The organism is Acidobacteriota bacterium (assembly GCA_016700075.1).
Classification (GTDB): Bacteria; Acidobacteriota; Blastocatellia; order Pyrinomonadales; family Pyrinomonadaceae; genus OLB17.
The window spans coordinates 1,687,758-1,712,614 of record CP065000.1; the positions used below are offsets into that span (position 1 = coordinate 1,687,758).

Consider the following 24,857-nt stretch of genomic DNA (forward strand, 5'->3'; position numbering starts at 1 on the left):
CAACGCAGGATAGAAGTGTACTCGCAAATTTTTTTACGAGGAGTGCTTATTTGAAGATGAAAAATATACAACGGTAGATCCGTTCGGAGACATTGGGACTCCGGAAAGGGGGTCTTATGAGGAATACATGGTTAAATCGAAGTATCGCGGTCGTCGTGATCGCGTTTTTAGGGGTTGTCGGAAGTTATTCGCAGGTTGAAACAAAGAGGCTCCCCAACACCGCGAAAGATCCAACATACACCCAGCAAACAACTACAGATCTCCGTACCAACGCCGATATTTTTGGCGTTGTTCGCATTTTGGGGACAGGTTTCATTCCATCTGAAAGCATCGGCGTATTTGTGGAGACGTCATTTGCATCGCTCCCGGAGCCAATGATGCTTGGACAATGGAATGTATTCGCAGACGGAAACGGAAATTTTGAGACTCGTTGGTTCATGATGGATAATGCGTTGAAATATAACGTGACAGCGATCGGATCCGTTTCAGGGAAAGCGGCCAGAACCGGTTTTGGAGGCACGGAGATACTTCTTGGGAGTGCCGCCGATCTGTGCCAGTGCCGCAATGGCCCAAACGGTGCACCGGAGCCCTGTACAGGTACCAACTGGGTCAACGGCAACCTCAACGGCAGCCAGGCTCACTATTTAGAGGGCGAGTCAGTTCCGTATCGTCTGGCGATGACCGGACTCACGGTCGGCCCGACTCACACAGTGACAATTGAGTACGATACAACTGAGGGCGGCAAACACGCGATCGACTATCTGACAAGCTTTGACCGCACGGAAACGGACGCATCGCCGTGTGACGGCACACTGAACTGCGACCCGCTTGTGCATGATCATTTCGAGATCCCGATCGATGTGAATGTAACAATTGGACATGACGGCATTCCGGGCACTGCCGATGACATCGCACAAGTTCCGGGAGCCTTCACGATCTTCAATGGCACTGTCCTGAGCGTTTCGAATTACACAATGCTCGGAACCTTTGCCGGTAAGAGCCAGGTAAAGGTCTCAATAACCTTCACAAACACAGATCCGAACGTTGTACTTGCTTGGGGCGGCCATATCGCCACGCGTGCCGATTGGGGTGTCGGCAATTCGGCTGTCGCGATCAGCGGTGCTCCATTTCATATGAGGCTGATCGATCTGGACGGTTCCGGGGGAAACCAGGATCGCGGTCTTCAGGCCAACGCGGTCATTTATCCGGGCCGGATAGAGATCATAAAGGACGCTCAGCCTGATACGACGCAGACCTTCCTGTTTACGGCGGTCGGACCGGGCGCAACCGGCAACTTTACGCTGGACGACGATGGTGACAATACGAATACCTACTCGAACACTCAGGCTTTTGCGAACCTGACGAATTTCGGGAACGGGCATGAAGTAACGGTCACGGAATCCGCCGACATCTTGCCGTATTCGCTGAGCCAGATCGTCTGCACGAGCGATCCCGGCGGAGGAACCGGCACGAACAATAATACGATCTCCATTCCGCAGCGGCAGGTGGTCATTACACTTGAGGAAGGTGAGTTCGTCACCTGCACGTTCATCAACGGCCGGCCGACATCGGCGGATCTGATGCTGAGCGGAAGAATAACCGACACGGCGGGATTGCCGGTCCGTGGAGCCATTGTCCAGCTGTTCAGGATCTCGAACGGTGAGACATATGCGTTAAGCTCGAGCACGTTCGGCTATTACGCCTTCCGAGGCCTTGCAGCCGGCGAGAGCTATGCTGTGACCGTGACGGCAAGGCGTTATCGTTTCGATCCGCCATTGCAGACAATCACGATCGTGGACAATATGACGGACGTGAACTTTGTGGCAATACAAAAGTAGTGTAGGCAAAGGGCTACGGCTTGGGCCGGTACCTTCGGGTGCCGGCCCTTTTTTCATGCTTATGTTTCGGCGATATCGGCAGTCTGATGATCGCGGGTGACATGATCCAGAGCCCGGCGGCTGATGTAGCCGATCACGAATACAGAGACTATGGTCGCAGCGAGGCCCGCGAAAAAGAAAGAGGAATCTCTAGCATTCGCCAGATCGAGATCATACATTCCGGCTCCGACATAGGTAGTGGCAGCGGCTCGCGGCAGCATCCCGGCGGTCGTCCCTACAATGTACGAACCGAGCGGAACGCGGCCCGCCGCCAATACGAAATTCGTGAACGCAAAGGGCATTATCACGGATACTCTGACCAGGAAAATGATGAGCATCGTCTTTCGACGGTCATCCTTTAGCAATGCACGATAGACGGCACGCGAGCGCGGATGGTTCTGCAGAGCTTCCTGCAGCTTTTCGCCTGTGATGCGTTTGTTTATAAAGAACGAGATCACCGCTGCACCAACGATGCCAACTAACAGAACTACAAGCCCGAGCTGAAAATTGAAAGCCCAGCCGCTGACGAAACCGATCACGTTCGTCGGAAGGAGTGCCAGGCCGCAAAAGAACAGAACGGATGCGAGGAACACGAATATTCCGGCTTCCCAATTCGCCCGCATCCACGCGCCGATAGGCACGATAAAGCCGATCAGCAATGCGCTTCCAACGATCGGCAGCAGCATCGAAACGACGCCGAGCGGCGTTAGCCGGCCGAATTCGGCTATGTGTTTTCGAATTGAATGAAACAACTGGACCGCTCCGCTATTAACGAGCCCGCGAAACAGAAAAGACCTTGCCGTCTGCACGGACGAAAGTTCCCGAATTGTAATTCTCGTCATCAAAGCGGAATTCGTTGCGGCCACCGCTCTTGTCGGGCTCGGATTCGAACGTGTTCGCGTCCTTATAAAAGAAATATTCGCTGCCGCTGCCTTTCGCCCATTTGACCTGAAATGCCATACGATCGGGGCTGACGGTGCATGTGGTTTCGCCGACCCTATATTTTCCTTCGAATTCGCCGCTTGCGGCTGTTGTCGTAGTTTTTGTAGAACTGTCGTTCGCTTTTAACCAGGTCAAAAGGCTGTCTTTCGGTGAATATGAAATATCTGTGATCTTCCAATTACCGCCGGTGCGTTTCATTTTGAATTTGAGCGACTGTTTCTGACCGAAATTTGTGAACGTGACCGGGAGTATCGCGTAGTCATCGGTCACTTTTGCCGTGCCGATGTTAAAATTCTTTATGTCGATATCTTGTGCGTTGTATAACGGATCCGCGTCAATGCTGCCACCTTCGTCGCTAGGCCGCAACGCGTCCTTCCAGATCAGATCTGCCAATTCCTTTGCAAAATACTTATCGACGCGCGCTCGATCAGAGGTCTGATGGAACGGGCTCTTTTTCGCATCGTGCTGTTTGTAGAGGTCCGCGACGAGCGCTTCCGCAGCCGACGACTGCGATTCACCACCTGCGACCGCGGGCGTTTCGGGCACGTCACCTTCGGATGCAATGGAGCGAGTATTTGTATTCGAAACGTCCTTTCTACCCAGGTCGATCAAACCGCAGGACGCGCAAAAAAGAACCACAAAAACAACAGCCGGAACTGAAAAACGAAACAACATATTGTTTACGATGGTATGAAAAATGACGATGGATAGAAACTTCGCCCACGCACAATGGTAAGACCCCTTAGAAAATTAGCTTGCTAATTAAAATAAAATGTTCTAGAGTAGATGATTGATAATTCCATCGCTCTTTTGTCGACGGTAAGTACGCGATCATTGTGAAGGCGTTTAGGAACTCTCGAGAGGTGGACACGTTAATAACTGTCAGAAGCAGCAAGGGCGCTAGTGCCCATGCTTTCTCGCGTTGGTTCTTCGCTGCAACCGTTACACCGAAAGTAATAACCCACCGTTAGATAACTTCTTTTACGATCATCGAGATACTGCGAAAGCAGAGCGCATGCCATTGGCCTGCGCCGCTTCGAACATCTTGCCGGTCGATCCAACAAAGGTAGATTCAAGTGAATTTTAAAGATCTCGGCCTGCTGCCCGTTTTAACGGAAAAGTGCAGGCAATTGGGTTTTTCAGAGCCTACACCCATACAAAAACAGGCGATTCCCATAGTTTTACAGGGCGGTGACATCATCGCCTGTGCCGAAACGGGCACCGGCAAGACCGCGGCATTTTTGCTGCCTTCCATTCAGAAGCTCATTGAAACCAATACAACGCGGGGAACCCGCATCTTGGTTCTCTCTCCGACACGTGAACTCGCGACGCAGACCGAAGAGGCTTGCCGGCAATTCGCCCCTAAGGGCGTAACGTGTACGGCGATCATCGGCGGCTCTGGTTATAAACGGCAAATGGACGCCTTGAAAAGGTCGCCGAACATCATCATCGCAACGCCCGGCCGTCTGATCGATCTGATGGATCAAGGGCTGGTAGATTTTCGAACACTGACAACGCTGGTACTCGACGAAGCTGACCGTATGCTGGACATGGGCTTTCTGCCTTCGATCAGGCGTATCGTGAATGCCATTCCGAAGAACCGCCAGACGCTTTTCTTCTCAGCGACGATGTCGCCGGAAATTGAAGCACTTGCGTACAAGATGCTGACCGACCCGACGCTGATCGAAGCGAGTCCCCGCGGGCGGGCATCGCAGCTGATCGAACAGACCGCTTATCCCGTCCAGGCAAATTCGAAAATGGTACTGCTGCTGGATCTTCTTGAAAAGGAAGACCTGCGGCGTGTGCTGGTCTTTACCCGCACGAAGCGCCAGGCGGACAGGCTTGCACACGTTCTGGAAAAACGGCAGCACAGCTCGAACCGCATTCACGGCGACCGCTCGCAGTCGCAGCGTGACGCTGCGTTGAACGGCTTCAGGTCCGGCAAGACCAATGTCCTCGTCGCTACCGACGTTGCCGCACGCGGCATCGACATTGATTCCGTCGCTCACGTGATCAATTACGATATTCCCGTGGTTCCGGAGGACTATGTCCACCGCATCGGCCGAACGGGACGCGCGGGCAACAAGGGCCGTGCTATCACGATATTTACGGCCGCCGAAGAGCACGCGATGCGTGCGATCGAACGCCTGACAGGTGAAACGGTCGAACGCGTAATTCACCCCGAACACGGCGGCATCTTTACTGAAGCTCCTAAGACGGAAACCGCACGGCGGCCGTTTCGCCAATTCGGTTCGCGCCGCCGCCGATAAGGCTGCGGCACATTTTTTGTTCGAAGCAACCCGGAGAAATGATTATGAAAACCAAAGCCTATTCAATTGATGACCGGCAAGAAATGATGTGTTCACAGTGCGATGTCGAACAGGTGCACAAGGTCCTTGCCGTAACCAAACAAGGAACGATCACCAAGGCCGCGTGCGAGACCTGTGAGAGCGTGAGTACGTTCTCAAGAGGCGTGAAAACGGAGTTCGCTACCGGCAAGGGAAAGAACGCTTCTCCCTATGACCGTCTGCGAAAATACCGTAAGGGCCAGGCGATGATGCACGAGAAGTTCGGTCGAGGTGAAGTAACTGCCGTTGTCGAACCGCACAAGATCGACGTTCTATTCGGAAATGAAGTTCGTCGGCTGATTCACGAGCAATCGTAAACTGAAATTTCGCAATGAGAAAAAGGGTTGGCCAAACGGCCAACCCTTTTCATCGTAAAGCTCTTGATCGGAAGCTACTTGCGTCCGCGCAGAAGCAATCCCAACACGAGCCCCACGGCCGCCGAGATCAGGATCGTCTGGCCCGGTTTCTGCCGTGCAAATTCCTTTGCGTCCTCGACAAGCTCTTTCGGATCCTTTGATGAAAGGTCCTTGATCTTGTCGCCTGCCTGCGTAAATTTCTCTGATGCAAAATCGCGTGCCTTCTCGGCCGCGTCCTTGATCTGCTGTCCGTATTCCTGTGCCTGCATTTTGAGGTCTCCTAAAAATTCATCGTTCATTGCGCCGTCGCCAAATCCGCCGTTTCCGACCGGGATCAGGCCCTGTTCCAATTCCTTTTCCGCTTTCTTTACTTCCGCTTCAAATTCTGACATTTTCTTATTCCTCCAATAACAATTGTGATAAAAGCTCTCCGCTCTTGAGATCCGTCGGATATATTTTCGGATGAACCGCCGCCGGCATTAGTTGTAACGAAATCCGCTACAAATTGTTCGCCCGTTTTCGACGTTGTGACAGGCGTCACGAACTAAAATTGACAAACCTGCATCCAAATGTGATTCTATCACGAAAGATAGTAAGTGCTTACTTACTACTAAGGTTTATTGACGTACTTTTTTGATGGACGACGCAATTAAATGTGACCACACAGGCCGGATGTCGGGCGACGAGCGCCGCGAGCAGATACTGCGGACGGCGGTAGAACTGTTCTCGCAGCACGGCTTCAAAGGCACGACAACTAAACAGATAGCCGCGTCGTCGGGCGTTTCGGAGGCAATGGTCTTTCGTCATTTTGCGACGAAGGATGAGCTGTACGGAGCTATTATCCACGCCAAAGCATGCATCGACGGCGTAAACAAGTTTCCTTGGGACGGCGATCCGGCCGTTTTGAAGGCACTCGATGAAAACGACGACCACGCCTTCTTTGCAGGCGTAGCACTTGCGGCCTTGAACAAACATCAGGAAGACGTCGCGTTCATGCGGCTGCTGTTTTACTCGGCCCTTGAAGAGCACGATCTGGCGGAACGTTTTTTTCACGAATTCGTTGAACAGGTCTATGAGTTCATCGGCGGTTACATAGAACGCCGGCAGGCGGACGGCATTTTTCGCGATGTAAATCCACGGATCGTCGTCAGGTCATTTTTGGGTATGCTGATACATCACTCGCTAAACAACATTCTTTGGGACAAGAATCGAAAGATACTGGACATCCCGAACGAGGAGGCGGCAAGGAATTTTGCGGACATTTTGCTCCGCGGCATAACTGCCGGGATTTCGGAGGCGAAGGACAAATGAGAGGAAAGTTCGGCGCGATCATTTTGATCACCGCTGCAGTGATAGCGGCGATAGCAGGGGCCGCGTGCGGAGCGGGCGGCAAGTCGGAGAACGCCAACACGGCCGCTGCGGCACCGACGACCGTACCGGTGGAGACCACGCAGGCCGTCGTTCGCCAGATACCGAAATACTTTGAGGCGACCGGCAACCTTGCCAGCGACGCTGCTACGGATGTCGCTCCGGCAATAGGCGGCAAGATAGTCGAGGTCAATTTCGACGTCGGCAGTTACGTCGAGAAAGGAAGTGTACTTGTTCGTTTGGACGACCGCGACGCACGCATCCGCGTCGAACAGGCTGAGGCTCAGGTTGAGCAGCAGAAAAAGGCGGTGAATCAGGCCGTCGCCGCCCTTCGACAGGCACAGATCCGTCTCGGCGTTCGTGACGGCGAGACCTTCGACATAGAAAAGTTTTCGCAGGTGATATCAACGCGGGCGAACTTGGAACTCGCGGAAAAAGAACTCGCCCGTGCTGAAAGGCTCTACGCCACTGAAGACATCTCGCGTTCGCTGCTCGACCAGCGTCGGGCACAGCGTGACGCGCTCGTAGGCCAACTCGCGGAGGCACGTTCGAACGCAGCCGTTGCGGTCAAGGCGATAACAGCCGCCGAAACCGCCGTCGTTTCAGCACGAGCAGCTGTCAACACCGCCCAAACGCAGGTCGATCAGGCGAAAAAAGCTTTGTCCGATACTGTCATCACCGCACCGATCAGCGGTTACATTTCAGAACGCATCGCCGATCCCGGCGAATTCGTAACCCCGAACGCACCGAATACAAAGGTCGCGACGATCGTCCGTACCGGCACGCTGCGTCTCAGAATAGACGTTCCCGAACAGTCGATCGGTTCGGTAAAGATCGGCCAAAGCATCTCAATGCAGACGAGTGCTTATCCGGACCGCAATTTTGCGGGCCGCGTGGTTCGAATGCTGCCCACGCTGAATGCGCAGGCAAGGTCGCTGACGGTCGAGGCTGAAGTTCCGAACACGGACGGCTTGCTCAAGCCCGGACAGTTCGCCATTGTGCGGATCACACAGGCGGAACCTGAGAACGCAGTGATGGTTCCGGTCGCAGCGGTCAAGACAGAGGGCGACGTGAACAAGGTCTTTGTCATCCGCGACGGGGCGGCTCGCGAACAATTGGTTCAGTTGGGGCTGCTGGAAGACCGGATGATACAGATCAAATCCGGCGTTGCAGAGGGCGATATCGTCGCAGTATCCAATCTCGATTCACTTTTCGACGGAGTTTTCGTCGCTCAATAGCGGTAAAGGACCACACGTAGAGTTGTATGCAGTGGCTGGCTGAAATTTGCGTAAAACGACCTGTATTCGCGACGATGCTCATTCTCTCGCTCGTCGTCGTGGGTGCTTTTTCGTTCATGAGCCTCGGCGTCGATCTTTTTCCGAAGATCGATTTTCCGACCATCACCGTGACGGTGACCAATCCCGGGGCCTCGCCCGAAGAGATCGAGACCGAGATAACCGACAAGATCGAAGAAGCCGTCAATACCATCAGCGGTATCGACGAGATGCGTTCGGTCTCGCTCGAAGGCGTGTCGCAGGTCTTTGTCCAGTTCATTCTCGAAAAGAACGTAAATATCGCGGCTCAGGAGGTGGAGAACCGCGTCCAGAGCGTCATACCTCGTCTGCCCGAAACGGCAGAACGCCCGACCGTGCAAAAGCTGGACACCGACGCGGCTCCCGTTCTGCGAATATCTATCTCCGCACCGAAGTCGCTCCGTGAAGTGACTGAGGTCGCCAAAAAGCAGATCAAAGAGCGAATCCAGTCGATCAACGGCGTCGGTCAGGTGACCATCATCGGCGGCGTCGAGCGGCAGATCCACGTCTGGATCGATCCCGACAAACTTCGCTCTTACAACGTAACGCCGGCCGAAGTTTCGGGATCTCTGAGGATACAGAACGTCGAATTTCCGAGCGGCCGCCTGGATGAAGGCCAGCGTGAAACTGCCGTTCGCACGATAGGAAAGATCCAAAGACCTGAGGAGTTTGAGAACGTCGTCGTCGCCACACGCGGCGGCTATCAGGTCAAGGTGAAAGACCTAGGCTACGTCGAGGACGGTGCTGAGGAACCGCGTTCCGAGGCGCGTCTGAACGGCCAGCCTGCAGTTACGCTGATCGTCTCGAAACAGTCAGGACAAAACACTGTCGCCGTCGCCGAAGAGATAAAGGAACGCCTGAAAGAGATCGAGCCGACGCTGCCGCCTGAATTTCAGATGCGGATCATCGGTGACAATTCGATCTTCATCAAAAATGCCGTCGGAGCACTCGAGGAGCATCTGACCATCGGTTCGCTGCTGGCATCGATCGTCGTTTTCTTTTTCCTTTGGAATTTCCGCGCCACGTTCATCGCCGCACTCGCGATCCCGACGTCGATCATCGCAACCTTCGCTCTGATGTACGCGATGGGCTATACGCTCAATTCCATCACGATGCTCTCGCTCACGTTGATGGTCGGCATCGTGATCGACGATGCGATCATCGTGCTCGAAAACATCTACCGGTTTGTCGAAGAAAAAGGGATGAACCCCTATCAGGCCGCGATCGAAGGCACACGCGACATCGGCCTCGCCGTACTGGCGACGACGCTTTCGCTGATGGCGGTGTTCGTGCCGATCGGCTTTATGCAGGGCATCGTCGGGCGTTTCATGTCTTCGTTCGGCCTGACTGCGTCGTTCGCGGTCGGCGTATCGCTGATAGTTTCGTTCACGTTGACCCCGATGCTCGCCGCAAGGCTGATCAAGCACAAGACAAAAACCAAAGGACTCGAAGAGAACGAGAATGAACACGAAGCGAAGAGCAAGGAGCGCGGCTGGTTCCGATATTTGGATGCGACCTATACATTTCTGCTCAAATTCGCAATGGGCCACCGCTGGGTGATCATCAGCGTTTGCATTTTCGTTTTCCTGAGCATCGTGCCGCTTTTCATCTTCGTCGGCAAGAACTTCCTCCCTGTTGACGATCAATCGCAGTTCGAAATTCAGGTACGTGCTCCGGAAGGGACAAGTTTAGGAGCGACGTCGCAGATATTCGAACGAATCGCGGCCGAAGTGCGAAAGATGCCCGGCGTCACCGATACTCTTGCAACGGTCGGCGGCGGCACTCAGCTTGTTGTGAATTCAGGCACGATATACGTAAAGCTCGCCGACATTAAGGACCGCACCAAGTCGCAGGAAGAAATGATGGCAGACGCCCGAGATCTGCTGGCACAGTTTCCGGCAGAGCTCCGAACCGCGGTCCAGCAAGTGCAGGCATTTTCCGGCGGCGGTTTTCGCAATGCGAACGTGCAGTTCCTGATAGCGGGTCCGGACCTGAAAAAACTGGAAGAATATTCCGACAAGATACTGGCGAAAATGAAAACCGTCCCGGACGCAGTGGACGTCGATTCGACGCTGATCGCGGGCAAACCCGAACTGCAGCTTGAGGTGGACCGCGACACCGCGGCTGATCTCGGTGTACGCATCGGTGACGTCTCGCAGGCACTGAACACGCTCGTTGCGGGCCAGGAAGCGACGACGTTCAACAGCGGCAGCGACCAGTACAGCGTTCGGGTTCGGGCGATAAATACATTCCGTACCGACGTCGAAGGCCTCAAACGCTTGATCGTCCCGTCGTCAAAACTCGGCTGGGTCACGCTCGACCGCGTGGTCACCGTGAAGGAAGGCACCAGTCCAAGCTCGATCGACCGCACGAACCGCCAGCGTCAGGTCACGCTGCTCGCGAATACGCGGGCCGGCGGCTCCGCGGCGAGCATTACATCGGCGATAGACAGCTATGTGAAGGAACTTAACCTGCCTGCCGAATACAAAACAGGCTATGTCGGCCAATCGAAGGAAATGGGCAAAGCGGGCTTTTACTTCCTGCTGGCGTTCGTGCTGTCGTTTATCTTCATGTATATCGTGCTTGCGGCGCAGTTCGAATCTTTCATACATCCCGTGACCATCCTGCTGACGCTGCCGCTCGCTATTCCGTTCGGTATTTTAAGCCTGTTGATCGCGGGACAAACGGTGAATATTTTCTCAGGACTTGGTGTATTGCTTCTTTTCGGTGTGGTCAAAAAGAACGCCATTCTGCAGATCGACCATACGAACAGCCTGCGGTCGACGGGGCTCTCGCGATACGACGCGATCATTCAGGCGAACCGCGACCGTCTGCGGCCGATCCTGATGACGACCATCGCACTTGTAGCGGGAATGATGCCTCTGGTTCTCGCCACGGGAGCCGGCTCCGGAACGAACCGCTCGATCGGCGTTCTCGTCGTCGGCGGGCAGACGCTCTGTCTGCTGCTGACGCTCCTTGCAGTGCCGGTCTTCTATTCATTGTTCGACGATCTTTCTGAAATGCGGATCTTTAATTCGATAGGCCGCTTTGGCGAAAGGTTCTTTTCTACCATCAAAAGGCGCACCGCCGCAACGGCAAGTTCCATCATCGGGAGGCAATAGAGCAAGAAGTGAGTTGGCGTATTTTCCACATTTTTGCTGCGGTGCTCTTCCTATTTGGTGGAAGCTTTTTGCGGGCCCAAAATCCGGAAGACCTGAAGCCCGTGCCCGAGATCGCACCCGACTACCGTTCGGATGATAGGAAGTTTCCCGAACTCGGCCGAGTCGGCGTTGACATCACGAGGCAGCGTGCGATGATGCTTCGCGACGCCGTCGAGATGGCATTGGAGAACAACCGCGACATCGAGATCACGCGGAAAACGAACCGGGCAGCGGAATTTGACCTGCGTGCGACGGATGGTTTCTTTCAGCCGCGTCTGGTCGGTCAGGCATATTACGACCGCACGAAAACGCCGAACGTGAGCATCTTCAGCACCAACCGCGAAACGACGCAAGGCACGTTCGTCGGCAACGCGACACTGCAGGGCTACATTCCGAGATACGGCACTTCGCTTTCCGGCACTTTAGCGAATCAGCGTCTGACGACGGACAACCCGATCAGCATCCTCAGCCCGCAATACAACGCAACGCTGAGTTTCATCGTGAATCAGCCTCTGCTCCGCGGACGCAAGTTCGACGCGAACCGCCGTACTATCGAGATAGCAAAACGCAACGTAGAACTAACAGACACGCAGTTCCGGCAGCGTTCGATCGAGGTGGTCGCTGCGGTCGAGAAGGCGTATTGGGACCTGACCTTTGCATTGCGAAATCTCCAGGTGCAGCGTGACGCCGTCCGCGACGCAAAACAGCAGCTCGAACACAATCGCCGTCTCGTCGCCGAAGGCCAGCTTGCGCCGATAGATATCGTCGCGGCCGAAACACAGGTGGCAAATTTCGAGCAGGCGGTTTACGAGGCACTGAATGTCGTCAATTTGTCCGAAAACGCCCTGAAAAATCTGATCTCGCCGAACCGCAATGCCGCGATATGGACCGAGGCGATCACGCCTGTTCAACCGGTTGAGATCGCACCGCCCGCAGGCTCGCTCGAAAATGCCGTTGAGACGGCTATCGACAACCGGCCTGAGATCGAGCTGAATAAGACGCAGTTTCGCATCAACGATCTCGACAAACGTCTTTATCGTGAGCAGCGAAAACCGCAGATCGACCTGAACGCAAGCTACGGCACGTCCGGGATCGGCGGTTCTCAGAATCCGAATTTCTCTGCACCGTTCCCGCTTCCCTGCACGGTCGATCCGACGTCGCCGGCATGTCAGCAGCAGCAGACGAATCTCGCCGCATTGACCGGAAATCCATATTCGGGCCTGCTGCAGAATAAATTTCCTACTTTCCGCGTGGGCGTTACGTTCAACCTGCCGCTTTTCGGCGACAGGTCCGCGGACGCGCTATACGGCAAGGCCATGGTGGAGGCCGAACGGATCGAAACGCAGCGTGAACTGATAGAACAAGGCATTCAGGTCGAAGTGCGAAACGCGATGCAGGCGATCCGTACCGCCGAAGCAAAACTCCGCACCGCCGCCATCGCCCGCGAAAATTCGCAGCGTCAGTACGAATCAGAACAGCGAAAACTCGACGCCGGCCAGTCGGACGTTTACAAGGTGCTCGAACGCCAGACGGCTCTCACCGCCGCACGCAGCAACGAACTCCGTGCCCGCATCGACCTGAACAAAGCGATCGCCGAATATCACCGGACGACCGGCACTACGCTCACAGCGAACGGCGTCGAAGCAAAGCTGAAATAGTGAAATCGATAAATATCAATGGATTTGGCGACGATCTCGACGTGTCATTGAGCGATGTCGACGACGTTCGTGAGCCCGCCGCAAACGAGATCCGCGTCCGTGTTCACGCAGCCGGTCTGAATCGGGCAGATCTGCTGCAGATACGCGGGCTTTATCCGCCGCCCGCGGGCGTTGATCCCAGAATTCCCGGGCTGGAATACGCAGGTGTGGTCGAATCCGCCGGCATAGATGTGCATACGTTTTCGACAGGCGACCGCGTAATGGGAATTACCGCGGGCTGCTCCTTCGCCGAATACGTCAATGTCCACGCCGACACGGCGATGCTGATACCTGACCGGCTTTCATTTACAGAAGCCGCCGCCATTCCCGAAGCATTCATCACTGCTCATGATGCCGCATTTGTTCAGGCCGGTTTGAAAGAAGGCGAGACGCTGCTGATACACGCCGTCGGTTCAGGCGTCGGGCTTGCCGCACTTCAAATGGCGGCAGCAAAAGGTATCAAGACCATCGGAACGTCCCGCACCGCCGACAAATTGGAACGCTGTAAAGAGTACGGGCTCGAACACGCTATTGCGCTGCCGGACGGGCCTGAGTTTGCAGAGAAAGTCATGTCCGAGACTGACAGCAAAGGCGTCGATGTAATTCTCGACCTTGTTGGTGCAGCGTATTTCGATGAGAACCTGCGTTCGCTCGCAACGAAGGGCCGCCTGATGCTGGTTGGGTTAACAGCGGGACGAAAGGCCGAATTTGATATGGGGCCGGCGCTGACCAAGCGGCTGACGATCAAAGGAACAGTTCTGCGTTCTCGGTCAACTGAGGAAAAGATCGACGCGACACGGCGATTTGCGGACGAGATGCTGCCGCTGTTTGAGACGGGAAAGCTGCGGCCGAACGTCGATGGCGTATTTGCGGCGGCGGACGTGAAAGAAGCCTTGGAGTATCTTAGCTCTGATCGGAGTTTCGGGAAAGTGGTTTTGGAATTTTAAGACCGCATCCGCAGAGCGGCTGCTTCAGTAATGATACAAAGCCCCGCGACGCCAGCACGATCCAATTCGGCCATCAGCCTTACGGCTTCGGCGTGCGTCAGCCCGCCGGCCTCTACGCGGTCAAAAGAAACAACCGCCCAAGCCGGTTCTTCGATCTCGCTGGTTTCGATCACTGCAGGTTCCGGCGTTTCAGGAACAGGCTCCGCCACCGCGACACCTTCATCGCGCAGCAATTGTCCCAGAGTTGGCCTCATGTCCTGGATCTTCATTCCAATTGCCCCGAATCTATCACAACGCTTCACGCGGTGTAAACAACATTTTACCCAAATGATTCGGCACGCCGCTTACGTTAATTGGTAAAATGGGATTGGGTATGCTTTTTCGAGAGACGTATTTCATCACGGGATTTCCCGGTTTTATCGCCGAAAGGCTGATCGCTCGCCTCGCATCGAGCGAAACGCAGTTCTTCCTTCTGGTCCAGCCGCATTTTGTAGAACGAGCGATGAAAGAGATCGAAGAGATCTCCGTCGCAACTGCCGTCCCGCTTGAAAATTTCGTCATCGTTGAAGGCGACATAACGCAGCCGCAGCTCGGCATACCGAATGCCGATCTTGAGACCATACAGTTCGAAACGACGGACGTTTTTCACCTTGCGGCGGCCTACGATCTGGACGTGGAAAAGGACCTTGCGTTTCGTGTGAACCTGCAGGGCACAAAGAACGTCAACGACCTCGTGCTGTCGATCAAAGACCTGAAACGATACAACTACATCTCGACCTGCTATGTCGCGGGCAAACGCGATGGCGTCATTTTGGAGACCGAGCTCGAGCACAAAGCAGGGTTTCGCAACTACTACGAAGAGACGAAATATCTTGCCGAGCTCGAGGTCGAAAGGCTGAAGAATATGGTGCCGCTAACGATCTTTAGGCCTTCAGTGGTCGTGGGCGATTCCGAAACCGGTGAGACCGCCAAATACGACGGTATCTATTATTTGATCCATTATCTCCGCAAAGCACCGTGGCTTCTTCGTCTGATAAATGTTGGCAACAAACAGGTTAGGCTGAACCTGGTTCCGGTCGATTTTGTCGTCGAAGGCATAGCACAGCTCGCCCGCGACGGCGCCGCAATGGGGAAAACTATCGCTCTCGCAGACCCTGATCCGTTAACGACCGCCGCGTTATTCGACGCGATCGCAGTCGAAATGACCGGCCGAAAGTCCGAATTCGCCCCGCCTACCAAACTGGCGGAATGGTTTCTGAACACGGGCATCTCGCCAAAGCTTACGGGCCTGCCGCATTCCGGAGTACCGTATTTTTTCATATCGCAAACTTACGACACGGCGGTCGCCGACGAACTTCTCGCCGCTCATTCGATCGAATGCCCGCGGTTCAAGGACTACGTCGGCAATCTGCTTGATTTCGTCGAAGAGTATCCTAAGCTTTGAACGTTCGTTCTAAGTTGCGAGAGCCCGCGCGTCAGCGAGGGCCATAGCGAACGCCGGGAGCAAACGAAAGAAGTGCAAATATCTTCTGCCCGTATCGCTTTTATGTCCTTTCGCTCCGAATACCGCCCTTGCTGACGCTCGGGCTTCTGCAACTATGTAGATCTGAATGCAAAGAGATGCCAATATAGGGCATCATATTTGTCGAATGTCAGGCATGTTGCACACAAGAAAGATCTCATTCGCATTGTTTTTGCTGCTGTCGGCGGCGATCTTTACCTCCGCGCAGAGCGGTCGTGTGCAGCCGACGCCCACACCAACACCCCGGGACGACGACACGGTAAAGATCACTATTGAAGAGATAAAACTGAACGTCCTCGCCTTTGACGACAGCGGCAAATTCTTTCGCGGTGTGACCGAAAACGATCTGGTCATCGTCGAAAACGATCGCCTGCATCCGCCGACCAGCGTCCGCCGCATTCCTGCAAATGTTCTTATCATTATGGATACGGGCGGCGAGCTGCGCTACGTGAAATCGCTTGACCGTACGCGACGCGTAGCGATTGCTCTCATCGACGCTCTCGCTGAAGGCAATTCCATTGCGGTGATGCAGTATGCCGACAAGCCCGAACTGCTGGCGGAATGGACGAACGACAGAGGCGAGGCGCGTGCCGCAGTAGCAAGGTCGAGTTTTGGCAGAAAGTCAGCGTTTGTCGATGCGCTCAACCACGCCGCCGAATTGATGAAGCGTTCGGGCCTCGAGAACCGCCACATCGTATTGATCACGGACGGCACGGACAGTGTTGCCAATTCGTCCGCGAAGGTTGACGCGCTTCAACGGCTGACCGCGACCGACGCGAGTGTTCACGTTTTCAGCTACACAGAAATGGAATCCGTGGATATCGAACCGCGCACCAAAGGCATTTCCAAAACACCTCCACCGCGGCCAATGCCGGACGAGATCGCTGATACGCTGCCCAACGGCGTCCGCGACGCTGCGAAAGCTCCGCGCATCGCGACCATCAACACCGACCGCACTTTTATTCGACGTATGAAGGCCCGCAAGGCCGATCTGGACCTGAGCCAGGAACAGCTCGGCAAGCTCGCCGAGAACACCAACGGCGAATTGATTCTGCCCGGCACCGTCGACGAAATGATCGAAAAGGCACCACGCGTCGCACGTATGATCGATTCTGTTTATGTGGTCACCTATATGCCCCGCGAAGAGGCCGTCGGCACACGCGGCATCGCCGAACGAAAGATCGAGGTCGTCTCAAAACGCCCGGGCCTCACGGTTCAGGCCCGCCGTAAACTGCTGATCGCAACTCAAAACTAGAGGCGCCTGTCGATATTGACTTTTCGTTACATTAGAATTATTCTAATTTTGACTTAAGATGGCTATGGTCAAGGGGAATGAAAATGTTACGGGTTTGACGCGGCAGCGGGAAGCTGTATTGCGAGTTATCCGCGATTCTGAAGAGCACCTAACGGCGAACGAGGTCTTTGCTCATGCAAAAGCTCTGCTGCCGTCGATCTCATTTGCGACGGTTTACAACAGCCTACGGTTTTTGAAAGACGCCGGACATATTGCCGAGATACAGTTCGGCAACGGTGCCAGCCGATTTGACCGTTTCACCCACCGGCACGATCACGCCATCTGCACCTCGTGCGGAAAACTGGTCGATATCGAAATGCCGATGCCGAAGCAGTTCGTCTCAAGAGCGGCGGAAATGTCGCACTTTAAGCCCGAAAGCCTCGAATTCACCCTCCGCGGCACCTGTCCCGATTGCCAAGCTGCGAATTAGTCTTTCCGTTAAATATTTAGCGTCAAGATCTCCCAAAGTATCGCGGAGATCACATAAACGCTCACAAGGATCGAACTGATCAGTAGCAGAATGAGTATTCCGATCAGGCCGAAAACGAAAACGTAGTCGCTCGTCTTCCCTTTGCCGTGGCCTGCGGCACGTGTGCGGATAAGCTCCATATTTTGGCGGTTCGATTTCCAAAAGAAATCGAACGCATCGCCAAGAAACGGTATCGCACCCACCACGTAATCAAGCCCGATATTGAACGCCATACGCAGCAGCGTTATCTTTGGAACGCCGTAGCGGACACCTGCCAGCAGTATGTAAAACGATGCGAATGATGTCAGCGTGTCTCCGACGTTCGGTATCAGGCCGATGACCGCGTCCAACCCAAAACGCCACGTTGTTCCCGGAATGCGAAACAGTCCGTCCAGATAATGAGCGAGATTGTCGAGCCCTTCCTCGATCTCGACCTGGCGTTTTGTGATTTCGCTATCCGACATTTAATTGGCCAGAGAGCACACAGAGGCCACAGAGAGTATACCGTCCCGACATCGCTCCGTGTTCTCCGTGGGCTCTGTGGTGAATTATCTTCCTACGATCCGAACGGACAAGATCTTGTCCCCGCGGACAATGTTATCTACGACCTTCATATCGTTTTCGTTCACTCTGCCGAAAACGGTGTAGCCGCCGTCCAGGTGCGGCTGCGGTGCGTGCGTGACGAACCACTGCGAACCGCCCGTGTCTTTACCGGAAAGTGCCATGCCGACAACTCCGCGTTCGTACATTACGGTGTTCACCTCGCAGCGGATCGACCAGCCGGGGCCGCCGGTGCCGTCGCCGCGGGGATCGCCGTCCTGCATCACAAAATTGGGAACGACGCGATGAACGGCGAGGCCATTAAAATATCCGCGGCGTGCCAGCGTGATGAAATTATCTACGGTGAGCGGTGCGTCCTCGGGCAGCAGGTCGATCGTGAATCTGCCTTTCTGCGTTGTCAGGACGGCCTTCACGGAGCCGTTCTTTCGGGAAACGGCACGACGGTAATCTGCGTCGCGATAAATGATCTGGCCCATTCTCGTGGGGTTTCCGGGCGCAAATGCTCTCAGCGGCTCGGCTTTATCGCGATACCCCGGGAATTTGTCATCGAGTCCGTTGAGACGGATCAATTCCGCGGCTCGTTTTCGCACCAGATGATCTACGGAATCGAGCGCCGCACGCAGCGCGGGCTCGGCAGCTGCCTTGTCGAGCTTTACGACCGCCGCCAGCATCGCAAGCTGGGCGTCGTTGTCGCGGTCCATTTTCGCGGCAAAAAACGCATCGCGGACCGCAGCTACGTTGATCTCTGTAGTGGGACGTTCGCCCAACAGGCTAGCGGCAGCGGTGCGTATCTGAACGTCTTTGTTCTTTAGGGCAAGCCGCAGCAGCTCGTCTAGGTCGTCTGTGAAAAATCGTCCGTATGCGCGAAGGGCATCGGCACCGGCGAGTATCGTGTCTGCGTCCTCTTTCGGATCGGCTTCGGCAAATGCCTCAGCAAGCGGCTTCAGCACGGACGGAGCTTCGGCTTTCATCGCCTTGCCTTCGTCGGTCGCCGGTTCGATGCCGGCAAATTCGCCGACAATGGTGACCAGCGTTCGATACTGTTTCCAGTGTTCAAGCTCGGGCATTCCCTGATCGCCGCGGCCCGGAGCTATCCGCAGCCTTGCAACGTAAACCTCGGTCGCGAAACCTTTGTCTAGCTTGCCGAATTCACGTATCAAATTCAGCGCGGATTCATTGAACGAATTCGGTATTAGCTGGCCGAGAGCGGTGGCGAGCTCGATAAATTCATTCTCCTCGACAGGGTAGAAATTCAGCTTTTTCGCTTTCTTATAGGCTTGCAGAAGAGCTTCCCCGTAAGCGATCAGCGGTTCAACGGCGGCTTTGTCGCGCAAGGTCGCGAGCGAGCGTATCGCCGAAACACGGACCCGCGTGTCGCGGTCTTTCAATGCTGCGATCAGATCGGGAACTACCGACTTATCCTCTGAAACGCCGAGCACACGTGCCGCATTTGCCCGAGCGACGGCATCGGGATCTGACGCGAGCATCGATCGCAGCGTTGGAACGCCGATCTTTGCACGCAATCGACCCAGCGTATTTGCGGCATCAGCACGAATGCGGGCATCAGCATCCGTGAGAAACGCCGCTGCTGCCTGTTCGCCCTGTGCAGGACGTGCCCGCAAGACGGCAGTGATTCCCGCGAGCACGATGTCAGCGTTACGATCTTTGCCCAGTTCACTTTCCGCGGCGAGTACAGCGATGATCGCTTCGCTCAGTTTTGCCGCGGACGGATCTTTTGCGTTTGCAGCGGCGATCTTTCCTGCGGCTTCGACAGCCCTTGCGATGACGGCGGGGCCGCCCGCTGCCTCGCGGTCGAGTGAAACCGCTGCCTGTTTCAATATCGCTTCGGCTCCCTTGACCGATTCGATCTCACCGATCGCGAACGCTGCCATTGCACGAACAGCATTGGAACCGTCACTCGCAAGCAGTTCCGCTAACACAGGTATCGCCGCCTCGTTTCCGATGCGTCCTGCAGCAAGCGCCGCACGCCTACGCACATCAGCATTCGGCGACCGCAGTAAATTTTCCAGCGTCGCGTCATAACGCCGGGCGTCTTCCGCCTTTACGATCTGGATCTGGGTATTAACAGGTACCTGCGCAGCAGCGAACACGGCCGACAAACATATAGCGGCAAAGATCAAACTAGTTCGTTTCATAAACATGCCTCGGGTCGAGATATCTAATGATATCCCTACACGAGGCTGTCAAAAAATGCGGAACGCTCTTAAGCTCGCCTATTCGACCTCAACGATCTCATACGTCGTGTTGATGGCCGCGGTCGGGCGGACGGTGGCGGCGACGGAGCAGTATTTCATATCCGAAAGCTCGACGGCGTCGGCTACCGCTTTTTCGGAAACGTCGCGGCCATACACGATATGGTGGACGTCGAACGAGATGAATTTTCGCGGATGATCGTCGGCGCGTGTGCCGGTTATTTTGATCCTGTAGTCAGTTACCTGCTGGCGTTTTTTCTCGAGTATTGACGCGACATCTACCGCAGTACAGCCTGCGACGGCGACCAGCAGCATTTCCATCGGAGTAGGTGCGGAGTGCCTATCTCCTTTAGTATCCATAAGTTGTGCGAGCCCGCCGGGCCCGATACCGATAAAGAGCTCGTCCCCGCATGAGATCACTTCTGCGGACATTGTATTGCTTGTTGCCATGATATTACGCGCCGAAACAGTTCAATTTTATCATACGAACCTGCGCAATCATCTTGGCACGCAACCCTTGGCACGCGTTATGCTTCAAAGAGCGCGTAGGGGCAGTGTGTCCCAAGGTCGGCTCACAATTGCCATCATAATGAGGATGCTGAAAATGTTTGGAAAAATTCGTTTACTTACCGTGGCCGCAGCTGCGATGTTCGTTATCTCAGGTTTATCGGCCACCGCAGAGGCCCAGAATCGCAATGAACGCGAGGTCCGCGATACGGTGCGGGCGCTGAAGTCGCGGCTAGACGATTTTGAATACAATCTGCGTTTTCAAATGCAGTCGAGCTCTGATTCGAACGAACTTCTCTCTGATGCTCAGGACATGATCCGGGAGATGCGCGACCGGATGCGTGAATTTGAGCAGAATTTCGACCGAAAACGCGAGAACCGCAGCGATGCGCGTGCGGTCATCGACGCTGCACAGCGTGTGGAACGCTTCCTCGGAGATAATCCTCAGAATCAAAAGGTGATGGATAACTGGATGGGCGTGCGAACATCGCTCGACCGTTTGGGTGCCAATTATGGCATCGTCACACGATGGGGAGCTGATGCCGGAACGAGCGGCGGCTATTCGCAGCCGATGCCCTCTAGTACTCTAAGCGTGGGCCTTTCAGGGACTTACGAACTTGACCGGGAACGCAGCGAACGCATCGATGATGTACTTTCGGGCGAGAACCTGAGCGATGAGGATCGCGATGACCTTGCCGAAAAGCTCGAGGCCCCGGAACAGCTTGCTATTGAGATACGCGGGCGACAGGTGACGCTCGCTTCCTCCAGAGGGCCGGCAATAACGCTGACCGCTGACGGCCGCGACAAGGTCGAACGCAACGCCGCAGGTGCGACGGTGCGGCTGCGTGCGACGCTGAGCGGCGACACGCTGACAATTTCAAGCCTGGGAGGCGAGACGGATTATACGATAACTTTCACATCAGTAAGCAATGGGCGTTCGATGAAGGTATCACGCCGGATAACTACCGAATATTTGCGTCAGACGGTATTCGCCGAGAGCGTCTATAACAAGACGGACTCCGTTGCCCGGCTCAATATCGGCGGCGGTGCCGCTCCGAATGATGACAACTACGGCGGCTATTCCGAGAACGATCCGCCCAGCAGCAGCACACAAGGGACGACGCAAGGCACATCAACGGGCCGCGGCCCTGTGATCGCAACATCTCGTCCGGGTAACTACGTTGTCCCATTCAATACCTCGGTGACGGCTCTGCTCGACAACGAGATCCGGACCGGAGTTTCGCAGAATAACGATCGGTTTCGAATGACGGTGCAGTCGCCGGACGAGTTTCGCGGTGCCGTTATAGAGGGTTACATAACTAACGTGAACCGCTCGGGCCGCGTTTCCGGCAGGTCGAATATAACGTTCAATTTCGACAAGATCACGCTCCGCGACGGGGCAACCTACGATTTTGCGGGCGTACTGGGGGAGATCCGCGATCTTAATGGAAAAGTGATCAAGATCGACGACGAAGGCTCCGCGAAAAGCGATTCGCAGACGAAAGAGACCGCAAAACGCGGCGGTATCGGTGCAGGCGTAGGAGCCATCATCGGAGCAATCGCCGGCGGCGCAAAAGGCGCGGCGATCGGTGCCGTGATCGGCGGCGGAGCGGGAGCCGGTTCGGTGATCGTCACCGGCAAGGAAGAACTTCGGCTGATGCAGGGGACGACATTCGTACTGACATCTACGTCGCCGGATCGAAGCTATCGATAATTTCTCGCAACGGCAGCGAATTGGACGGTGCGAAAGTGCCGTCCTTTTTTAATCCTTTTGCTTGGGGCGAAAAGTAGAGTAATCTTCCGCTGTTATGTTGGGTATATCGGAAGATATCGAAGCCTACCGAGACCGCTTGTGGCGGCGTGAGGAGCATCTTCGCGTCAAAACGGTCGAGGACGTCGAGGCGATGGTCGAGGACCTCGGCTTCTGCCTCGGGATGACCGATGTACGCAAACGTATGCCGTCCGTCTATATCGCCGTTTGCGGCCGCCGCGATGCACATATGCCCCGCAACGTTCAAAAAGACGAAGAGGCGAGTGCCGCATGGGTGTTGAAGGACGAGGTCATCGCACGCGGCCGCGTTTATTACGGCAAGATCCATAAGGGCAATTCGATGTTTCTCGCACCACGGCTGATACCTGTATTCAACTCGCTCTGGGGCTGCTCAAAAGCCGGCGAGGCGGGCGTTTTGTCTAAAGACGCTCAGGCCGTTCTGAAAATATTGAGAAAAGAATGGGAAATGGCGACAGCCGATCTGCGTGCCGAAACGGGATTTGACCGTGCAAGACTGACTAAGGCCATCGACGAACTCCAAAAGCGAATGAAGGTCGTCCCCGCGGAGGTGGTTTACGTGCCGAAATTCACCTACATTTGGACGCTCGCAGAAGGACGCTTTCCGAAAGAGTTGAAAGTGAAGATGAAACGCGAAGATGCAGTTCGCGACCTGGCAAGGGCATACTTGAGGGCGTTCGGAATGACATTGCGCGGCGAGCTTGCAGGCAAATTCGGCCTGTCACGAGCCGAAGCGGGCAAGGCGAATCACGAACTTGTGGATGAGGGTTTAGCTGATCGTCTCGCTACGGGGATTTACGAGCTAAAGAACATTTAGCAGCCGAGATCACCGAGCATACTTAGATTTGTATCTCTCCCCTCAATGTTCTATGTGTGCTCTGTTGCTAAACCTTCATCGTCATCAATGCAGCAAATGTTTCAATTCCATCCCAAAGATTCTGGATACGGATATTCTCATTCTCCGCGTGCTGATTGTTATCGTGATTCGCAATCGGAACGGTGATCGTCGGCATCCCCAGCGTATCGCTGATGATCGACAGCGGCAGGCTGCCGCCGAGGCTTGGCATACGCACGATCGGTTCAACAGACGCGGCCTGGACGGCGTTGATCACGGCGATGGAGATCGGTAGGTCCATCTTCGTACGCTGTGCATTATATCCGTCCTCTAGCTGAGTGAATCTGGCTATGAAGGGATGTTTGAGACGCTCGGCATCGGTCGGGTCGCGATCGATCACATAGAAGCCCTGCGATTCGATATGCCGGCGAAGCTTTTCGATCTGACGCGCGACGTCGTTGCCTTTGACGAGCCGCAGATCGAGAACCGCCGTAGCGGTCGTAGGAATGACGTTTCTCGCAAGGCTGCCGACATCGCCGCTTTTGAAGCCGTTGATGTTAAGTGACGGCTGATTGATGCGTTCGAGAAGGCTGCCGCCGCCTTCTGTAAACGTGATCCCAAGCTGCTTCTTGAGCTCGTCGTCGTACTGCGGGGCTTCTTTGATGGCTTGAATCTCAATCGGTCCAAAGGGCACCACGTCGTCGGCCCATCCCTTGATAATGATGTTTCCCGCGGCGTCCTTCATCGACGCAAGTAGCCTCGCAAGCGTCATCGCCGGATTCGGTGACCAGTTGCCGTAATGCCCGCTGTGCAGCGGCCGTTTGGCGCCATAAACAGTGAGATCTACGTTAACATCACCACGCACGCCAAACACAACCTGCTTTCGTCCCGACTGATGAACCGGGCCATCGCACACGATAAAAGCGTCAGCCTTCAGCAATTCTTTGTTTTTGGTGAGTATCTCTTTCAGGTTCGGCGAACCTGCCTCTTCTTCACCCTCAAAGAAAAATTTGATGTTCACCGTCGGCTTTATCCCTTTTGCGACCAGCGCGTCAAACGCGGTGAGGATAGCAAAAACACCGGCCTTATCATCCGACGCCGATCGTGCGTAAATGCGCCATTCGGGATCGATCTTTGTCGTCGCTGACGGCCACGGCAGATCTTTGCCGCCCTTTTCGAGCGAGTTCGACCGCAGTACCGGTTCCCAAGGTTTACTCCCCGTCCACGCTGCCGGATCGGCCGGCTGCCCGTCGTAATGAGCGTAAAAAATAATAGTTTTCGTCGCACCCGGCGTCATCCATTCACCATAAACGACCGGCGGAACCTTTTTATCGGCGGCCTCAAGCAATTGCGGTTTCAAGCCGCGTTTAGTCATCTCGGTAACAAGATGGTTAGCATTCTTGCGGATGTTAACCGTATCAGATGCAATATTGGGTATCGAGAGAAGTTTTACGAAATCAGTAACGAGGCGATGTTCGTTAGCTTGGCGGTATTCGCGAATCGTGTCCGTTTGAACACTCTGCCCGAGCGTTAGTTGAACGATTAGAGCGAAAAACGAAAACGCGAGTCCGATCTTGTTCATAAATTGCCTCTAGCTTTAGCTGCAGGTTAGCATACACAATTACTTGGGCTTCAGCCCAACCTCAATTGAAAGTTGG

21 protein-coding genes are annotated in these 24,857 nt (G+C 54.9%); 13 read left to right on the forward strand and 8 right to left on the reverse strand.

The features are described 5' to 3' along the window. The first annotated feature begins 116 nt into the window (after positions 1-116). Complete coding sequence (locus IPM50_07585) at positions 117-1,838, forward strand: carboxypeptidase regulatory-like domain-containing protein (protein ID QQS34416.1); 1,722 nt, start codon at positions 117-119, stop codon at positions 1,836-1,838. 59 nt (positions 1,839-1,897) lie between these two features. Here IPM50_07585 and IPM50_07590 read toward each other — a convergent pair whose 3' ends face one another. Both IPM50_07590 and IPM50_07595 read right to left on the reverse strand, forming a co-directional pair. Then, on the reverse strand, positions 1,898-2,719 hold the full coding sequence (locus IPM50_07590) for a VTT domain-containing protein (GenBank protein QQS34417.1): 822 nt from the start codon (positions 2,717-2,719) through the stop codon (positions 1,898-1,900). Continuing rightward, positions 2,646-3,494, reverse strand: coding sequence for a DUF3828 domain-containing protein (locus IPM50_07595; GenBank protein ID QQS34418.1), 849 nt, complete (start codon positions 3,492-3,494; stop codon positions 2,646-2,648). Before IPM50_07595 ends, IPM50_07590 begins: the two co-directional genes overlap by 74 nt. 401 nt (positions 3,495-3,895) lie before the next feature. On the opposite strand from IPM50_07595, the gene IPM50_07600 reads away from it, so the two are divergent. Beyond that, entirely contained in the window at positions 3,896-5,089 is a 1,194-nt protein-coding gene (locus IPM50_07600; protein ID QQS34419.1) for a DEAD/DEAH box helicase, read from the forward strand. Positions 5,090-5,133: 44 nt separating this feature from the next. Beyond that, positions 5,134-5,484, forward strand: coding sequence for a hypothetical protein (locus IPM50_07605; protein ID QQS34420.1), 351 nt, complete (start codon positions 5,134-5,136; stop codon positions 5,482-5,484). 74 nt (positions 5,485-5,558) lie between these two features. Here IPM50_07605 and IPM50_07610 read toward each other — a convergent pair whose 3' ends face one another. Further along, a complete protein-coding gene (locus tag IPM50_07610) occupies positions 5,559-5,915 on the reverse strand; it encodes a DUF883 family protein (protein QQS34421.1) in 357 nt (118 codons plus the stop codon). Positions 5,916-6,159: 244 nt separating this feature from the next. On the opposite strand from IPM50_07610, the gene IPM50_07615 reads away from it, so the two are divergent. The 5 genes from IPM50_07615 (at position 6,160) to IPM50_07635 (ending at position 14,009) form a co-directional block, all read left to right on the forward strand. After that, positions 6,160-6,834 carry a TetR/AcrR family transcriptional regulator gene (locus IPM50_07615; GenBank protein QQS34422.1) on the forward strand — a complete coding sequence of 225 codons (675 nt, stop codon included), beginning with the start codon at positions 6,160-6,162 and terminating at the stop codon, positions 6,832-6,834. Further along, complete coding sequence (locus IPM50_07620) at positions 6,831-8,129, forward strand: efflux RND transporter periplasmic adaptor subunit (protein ID QQS34423.1); 1,299 nt, start codon at positions 6,831-6,833, stop codon at positions 8,127-8,129. The genes IPM50_07615 and IPM50_07620 overlap by 4 nt, the downstream gene beginning before the upstream one ends. A 74-nt stretch (positions 8,130-8,203) precedes the next feature. Continuing rightward, positions 8,204-11,326 carry an efflux RND transporter permease subunit gene (locus tag IPM50_07625; GenBank protein ID QQS34424.1) on the forward strand — a complete coding sequence of 1,041 codons (3,123 nt, stop codon included), beginning with the start codon at positions 8,204-8,206 and terminating at the stop codon, positions 11,324-11,326. 8 nt (positions 11,327-11,334) lie between these two features. Then, positions 11,335-13,023 (forward strand): TolC family protein, encoded by a 1,689-nt coding sequence (locus IPM50_07630; GenBank protein ID QQS31558.1) that lies wholly within the window; start codon positions 11,335-11,337, stop codon positions 13,021-13,023. Next, positions 13,023-14,009, forward strand: coding sequence for an NAD(P)H-quinone oxidoreductase (locus tag IPM50_07635; GenBank protein ID QQS31559.1), 987 nt, complete (start codon positions 13,023-13,025; stop codon positions 14,007-14,009). Before IPM50_07630 ends, IPM50_07635 begins: the two co-directional genes overlap by 1 nt. Here the strand turns inward: IPM50_07635 and IPM50_07640 are convergent. Further along, positions 14,006-14,278, reverse strand: coding sequence for a hypothetical protein (locus IPM50_07640; protein ID QQS31560.1), 273 nt, complete (start codon positions 14,276-14,278; stop codon positions 14,006-14,008). The two genes, IPM50_07635 and IPM50_07640, sit on opposite strands and share 4 nt — an antisense overlap. Positions 14,279-14,370: 92 nt before the next feature. Here IPM50_07640 and IPM50_07645 point away from each other — a divergent pair, with 92 nt between their 5' ends. The 3 genes from IPM50_07645 to IPM50_07655 all read left to right on the forward strand — a co-directional run bounded on the left by IPM50_07645 (position 14,371) and on the right by IPM50_07655 (position 17,255). Then, positions 14,371-15,453: an SDR family oxidoreductase gene (locus tag IPM50_07645; GenBank protein QQS31561.1), complete on the forward strand. Its 1,083-nt coding sequence runs from the start codon at positions 14,371-14,373 to the stop codon at positions 15,451-15,453. A gap of 214 nt (positions 15,454-15,667) precedes the next feature. Next, positions 15,668-16,786 carry a VWA domain-containing protein gene (locus IPM50_07650; protein ID QQS31562.1) on the forward strand — a complete coding sequence of 373 codons (1,119 nt, stop codon included), beginning with the start codon at positions 15,668-15,670 and terminating at the stop codon, positions 16,784-16,786. A 58-nt stretch (positions 16,787-16,844) separates the two neighbouring features. Further along, positions 16,845-17,255, forward strand: coding sequence for a transcriptional repressor (locus IPM50_07655; protein ID QQS31563.1), 411 nt, complete (start codon positions 16,845-16,847; stop codon positions 17,253-17,255). An 8-nt stretch (positions 17,256-17,263) separates the two neighbouring features. Here IPM50_07655 and IPM50_07660 read toward each other — a convergent pair whose 3' ends face one another. The 3 genes from IPM50_07660 to IPM50_07670 form a co-directional block, all read right to left on the reverse strand. Continuing rightward, complete coding sequence (locus tag IPM50_07660) at positions 17,264-17,758, reverse strand: DUF4112 domain-containing protein (GenBank protein ID QQS31564.1); 495 nt, start codon at positions 17,756-17,758, stop codon at positions 17,264-17,266. Between the two features lie 84 nt (positions 17,759-17,842). Continuing rightward, positions 17,843-20,011, reverse strand: coding sequence for a peptidylprolyl isomerase (locus IPM50_07665; protein ID QQS31565.1), 2,169 nt, complete (start codon positions 20,009-20,011; stop codon positions 17,843-17,845). A gap of 78 nt (positions 20,012-20,089) precedes the next feature. After that, positions 20,090-20,500, reverse strand: a complete 411-nt coding sequence (locus IPM50_07670) for an OsmC family protein (protein ID QQS34484.1) — start codon at positions 20,498-20,500, stop codon at positions 20,090-20,092. A 172-nt stretch (positions 20,501-20,672) separates the two neighbouring features. Between IPM50_07670 and IPM50_07675 the strand changes: the two genes are divergently transcribed. Continuing rightward, positions 20,673-22,289 carry a hypothetical protein gene (locus IPM50_07675; GenBank protein ID QQS31566.1) on the forward strand — a complete coding sequence of 539 codons (1,617 nt, stop codon included), beginning with the start codon at positions 20,673-20,675 and terminating at the stop codon, positions 22,287-22,289. A 94-nt stretch (positions 22,290-22,383) separates the two neighbouring features. Next, positions 22,384-23,181 (forward strand): winged helix DNA-binding domain-containing protein, encoded by a 798-nt coding sequence (locus tag IPM50_07680; GenBank protein QQS31567.1) that lies wholly within the window; start codon positions 22,384-22,386, stop codon positions 23,179-23,181. Between the two features lie 67 nt (positions 23,182-23,248). Here IPM50_07680 and IPM50_07685 read toward each other — a convergent pair whose 3' ends face one another. Beyond that, entirely contained in the window at positions 23,249-24,781 is a 1,533-nt protein-coding gene (locus tag IPM50_07685) for a M20/M25/M40 family metallo-hydrolase (GenBank protein ID QQS31568.1), read from the reverse strand. Positions 24,782-24,857: the final 76 nt, after the last annotated feature.

What these genes read in the sequence shown, in the direction of transcription:
- IPM50_07585 (QQS34416.1), top strand. Translation starts at nt 117, where the DNA reads ATGAGGAATACATGGTTAAATCGAAGTATCGCGGTCGTCGTGATCGCG.
- IPM50_07590 (QQS34417.1), bottom strand. Translation starts at nt 2,719, where the DNA reads ATGACGAGAATTACAATTCGGGAACTTTCGTCCGTGCAGACGGCAAGG.
- IPM50_07595 (QQS34418.1), bottom strand. Translation starts at nt 3,494, where the DNA reads ATGTTGTTTCGTTTTTCAGTTCCGGCTGTTGTTTTTGTGGTTCTTTTT.
- IPM50_07605 (QQS34420.1), top strand. Translation starts at nt 5,134, where the DNA reads ATGAAAACCAAAGCCTATTCAATTGATGACCGGCAAGAAATGATGTGT.
- IPM50_07610 (QQS34421.1), bottom strand. Translation starts at nt 5,915, where the DNA reads ATGTCAGAATTTGAAGCGGAAGTAAAGAAAGCGGAAAAGGAATTGGAA.
- IPM50_07615 (QQS34422.1), top strand. Translation starts at nt 6,160, where the DNA reads ATGGACGACGCAATTAAATGTGACCACACAGGCCGGATGTCGGGCGAC.
- IPM50_07620 (QQS34423.1), top strand. Translation starts at nt 6,831, where the DNA reads ATGAGAGGAAAGTTCGGCGCGATCATTTTGATCACCGCTGCAGTGATA.
- IPM50_07625 (QQS34424.1), top strand. Translation starts at nt 8,204, where the DNA reads ATGCTCATTCTCTCGCTCGTCGTCGTGGGTGCTTTTTCGTTCATGAGC.
- IPM50_07640 (QQS31560.1), bottom strand. Translation starts at nt 14,278, where the DNA reads ATGAAGATCCAGGACATGAGGCCAACTCTGGGACAATTGCTGCGCGAT.
- IPM50_07645 (QQS31561.1), top strand. Translation starts at nt 14,371, where the DNA reads ATGGGATTGGGTATGCTTTTTCGAGAGACGTATTTCATCACGGGATTT.
- IPM50_07650 (QQS31562.1), top strand. Translation starts at nt 15,668, where the DNA reads ATGTTGCACACAAGAAAGATCTCATTCGCATTGTTTTTGCTGCTGTCG.
- IPM50_07655 (QQS31563.1), top strand. Translation starts at nt 16,845, where the DNA reads ATGGCTATGGTCAAGGGGAATGAAAATGTTACGGGTTTGACGCGGCAG.
- IPM50_07660 (QQS31564.1), bottom strand. Translation starts at nt 17,758, where the DNA reads ATGTCGGATAGCGAAATCACAAAACGCCAGGTCGAGATCGAGGAAGGG.
- IPM50_07665 (QQS31565.1), bottom strand. Translation starts at nt 20,011, where the DNA reads ATGAAACGAACTAGTTTGATCTTTGCCGCTATATGTTTGTCGGCCGTG.
- IPM50_07670 (QQS34484.1), bottom strand. Translation starts at nt 20,500, where the DNA reads ATGTCCGCAGAAGTGATCTCATGCGGGGACGAGCTCTTTATCGGTATC.
- IPM50_07675 (QQS31566.1), top strand. Translation starts at nt 20,673, where the DNA reads ATGTTTGGAAAAATTCGTTTACTTACCGTGGCCGCAGCTGCGATGTTC.
- IPM50_07680 (QQS31567.1), top strand. Translation starts at nt 22,384, where the DNA reads ATGTTGGGTATATCGGAAGATATCGAAGCCTACCGAGACCGCTTGTGG.
- IPM50_07685 (QQS31568.1), bottom strand. Translation starts at nt 24,781, where the DNA reads ATGAACAAGATCGGACTCGCGTTTTCGTTTTTCGCTCTAATCGTTCAA.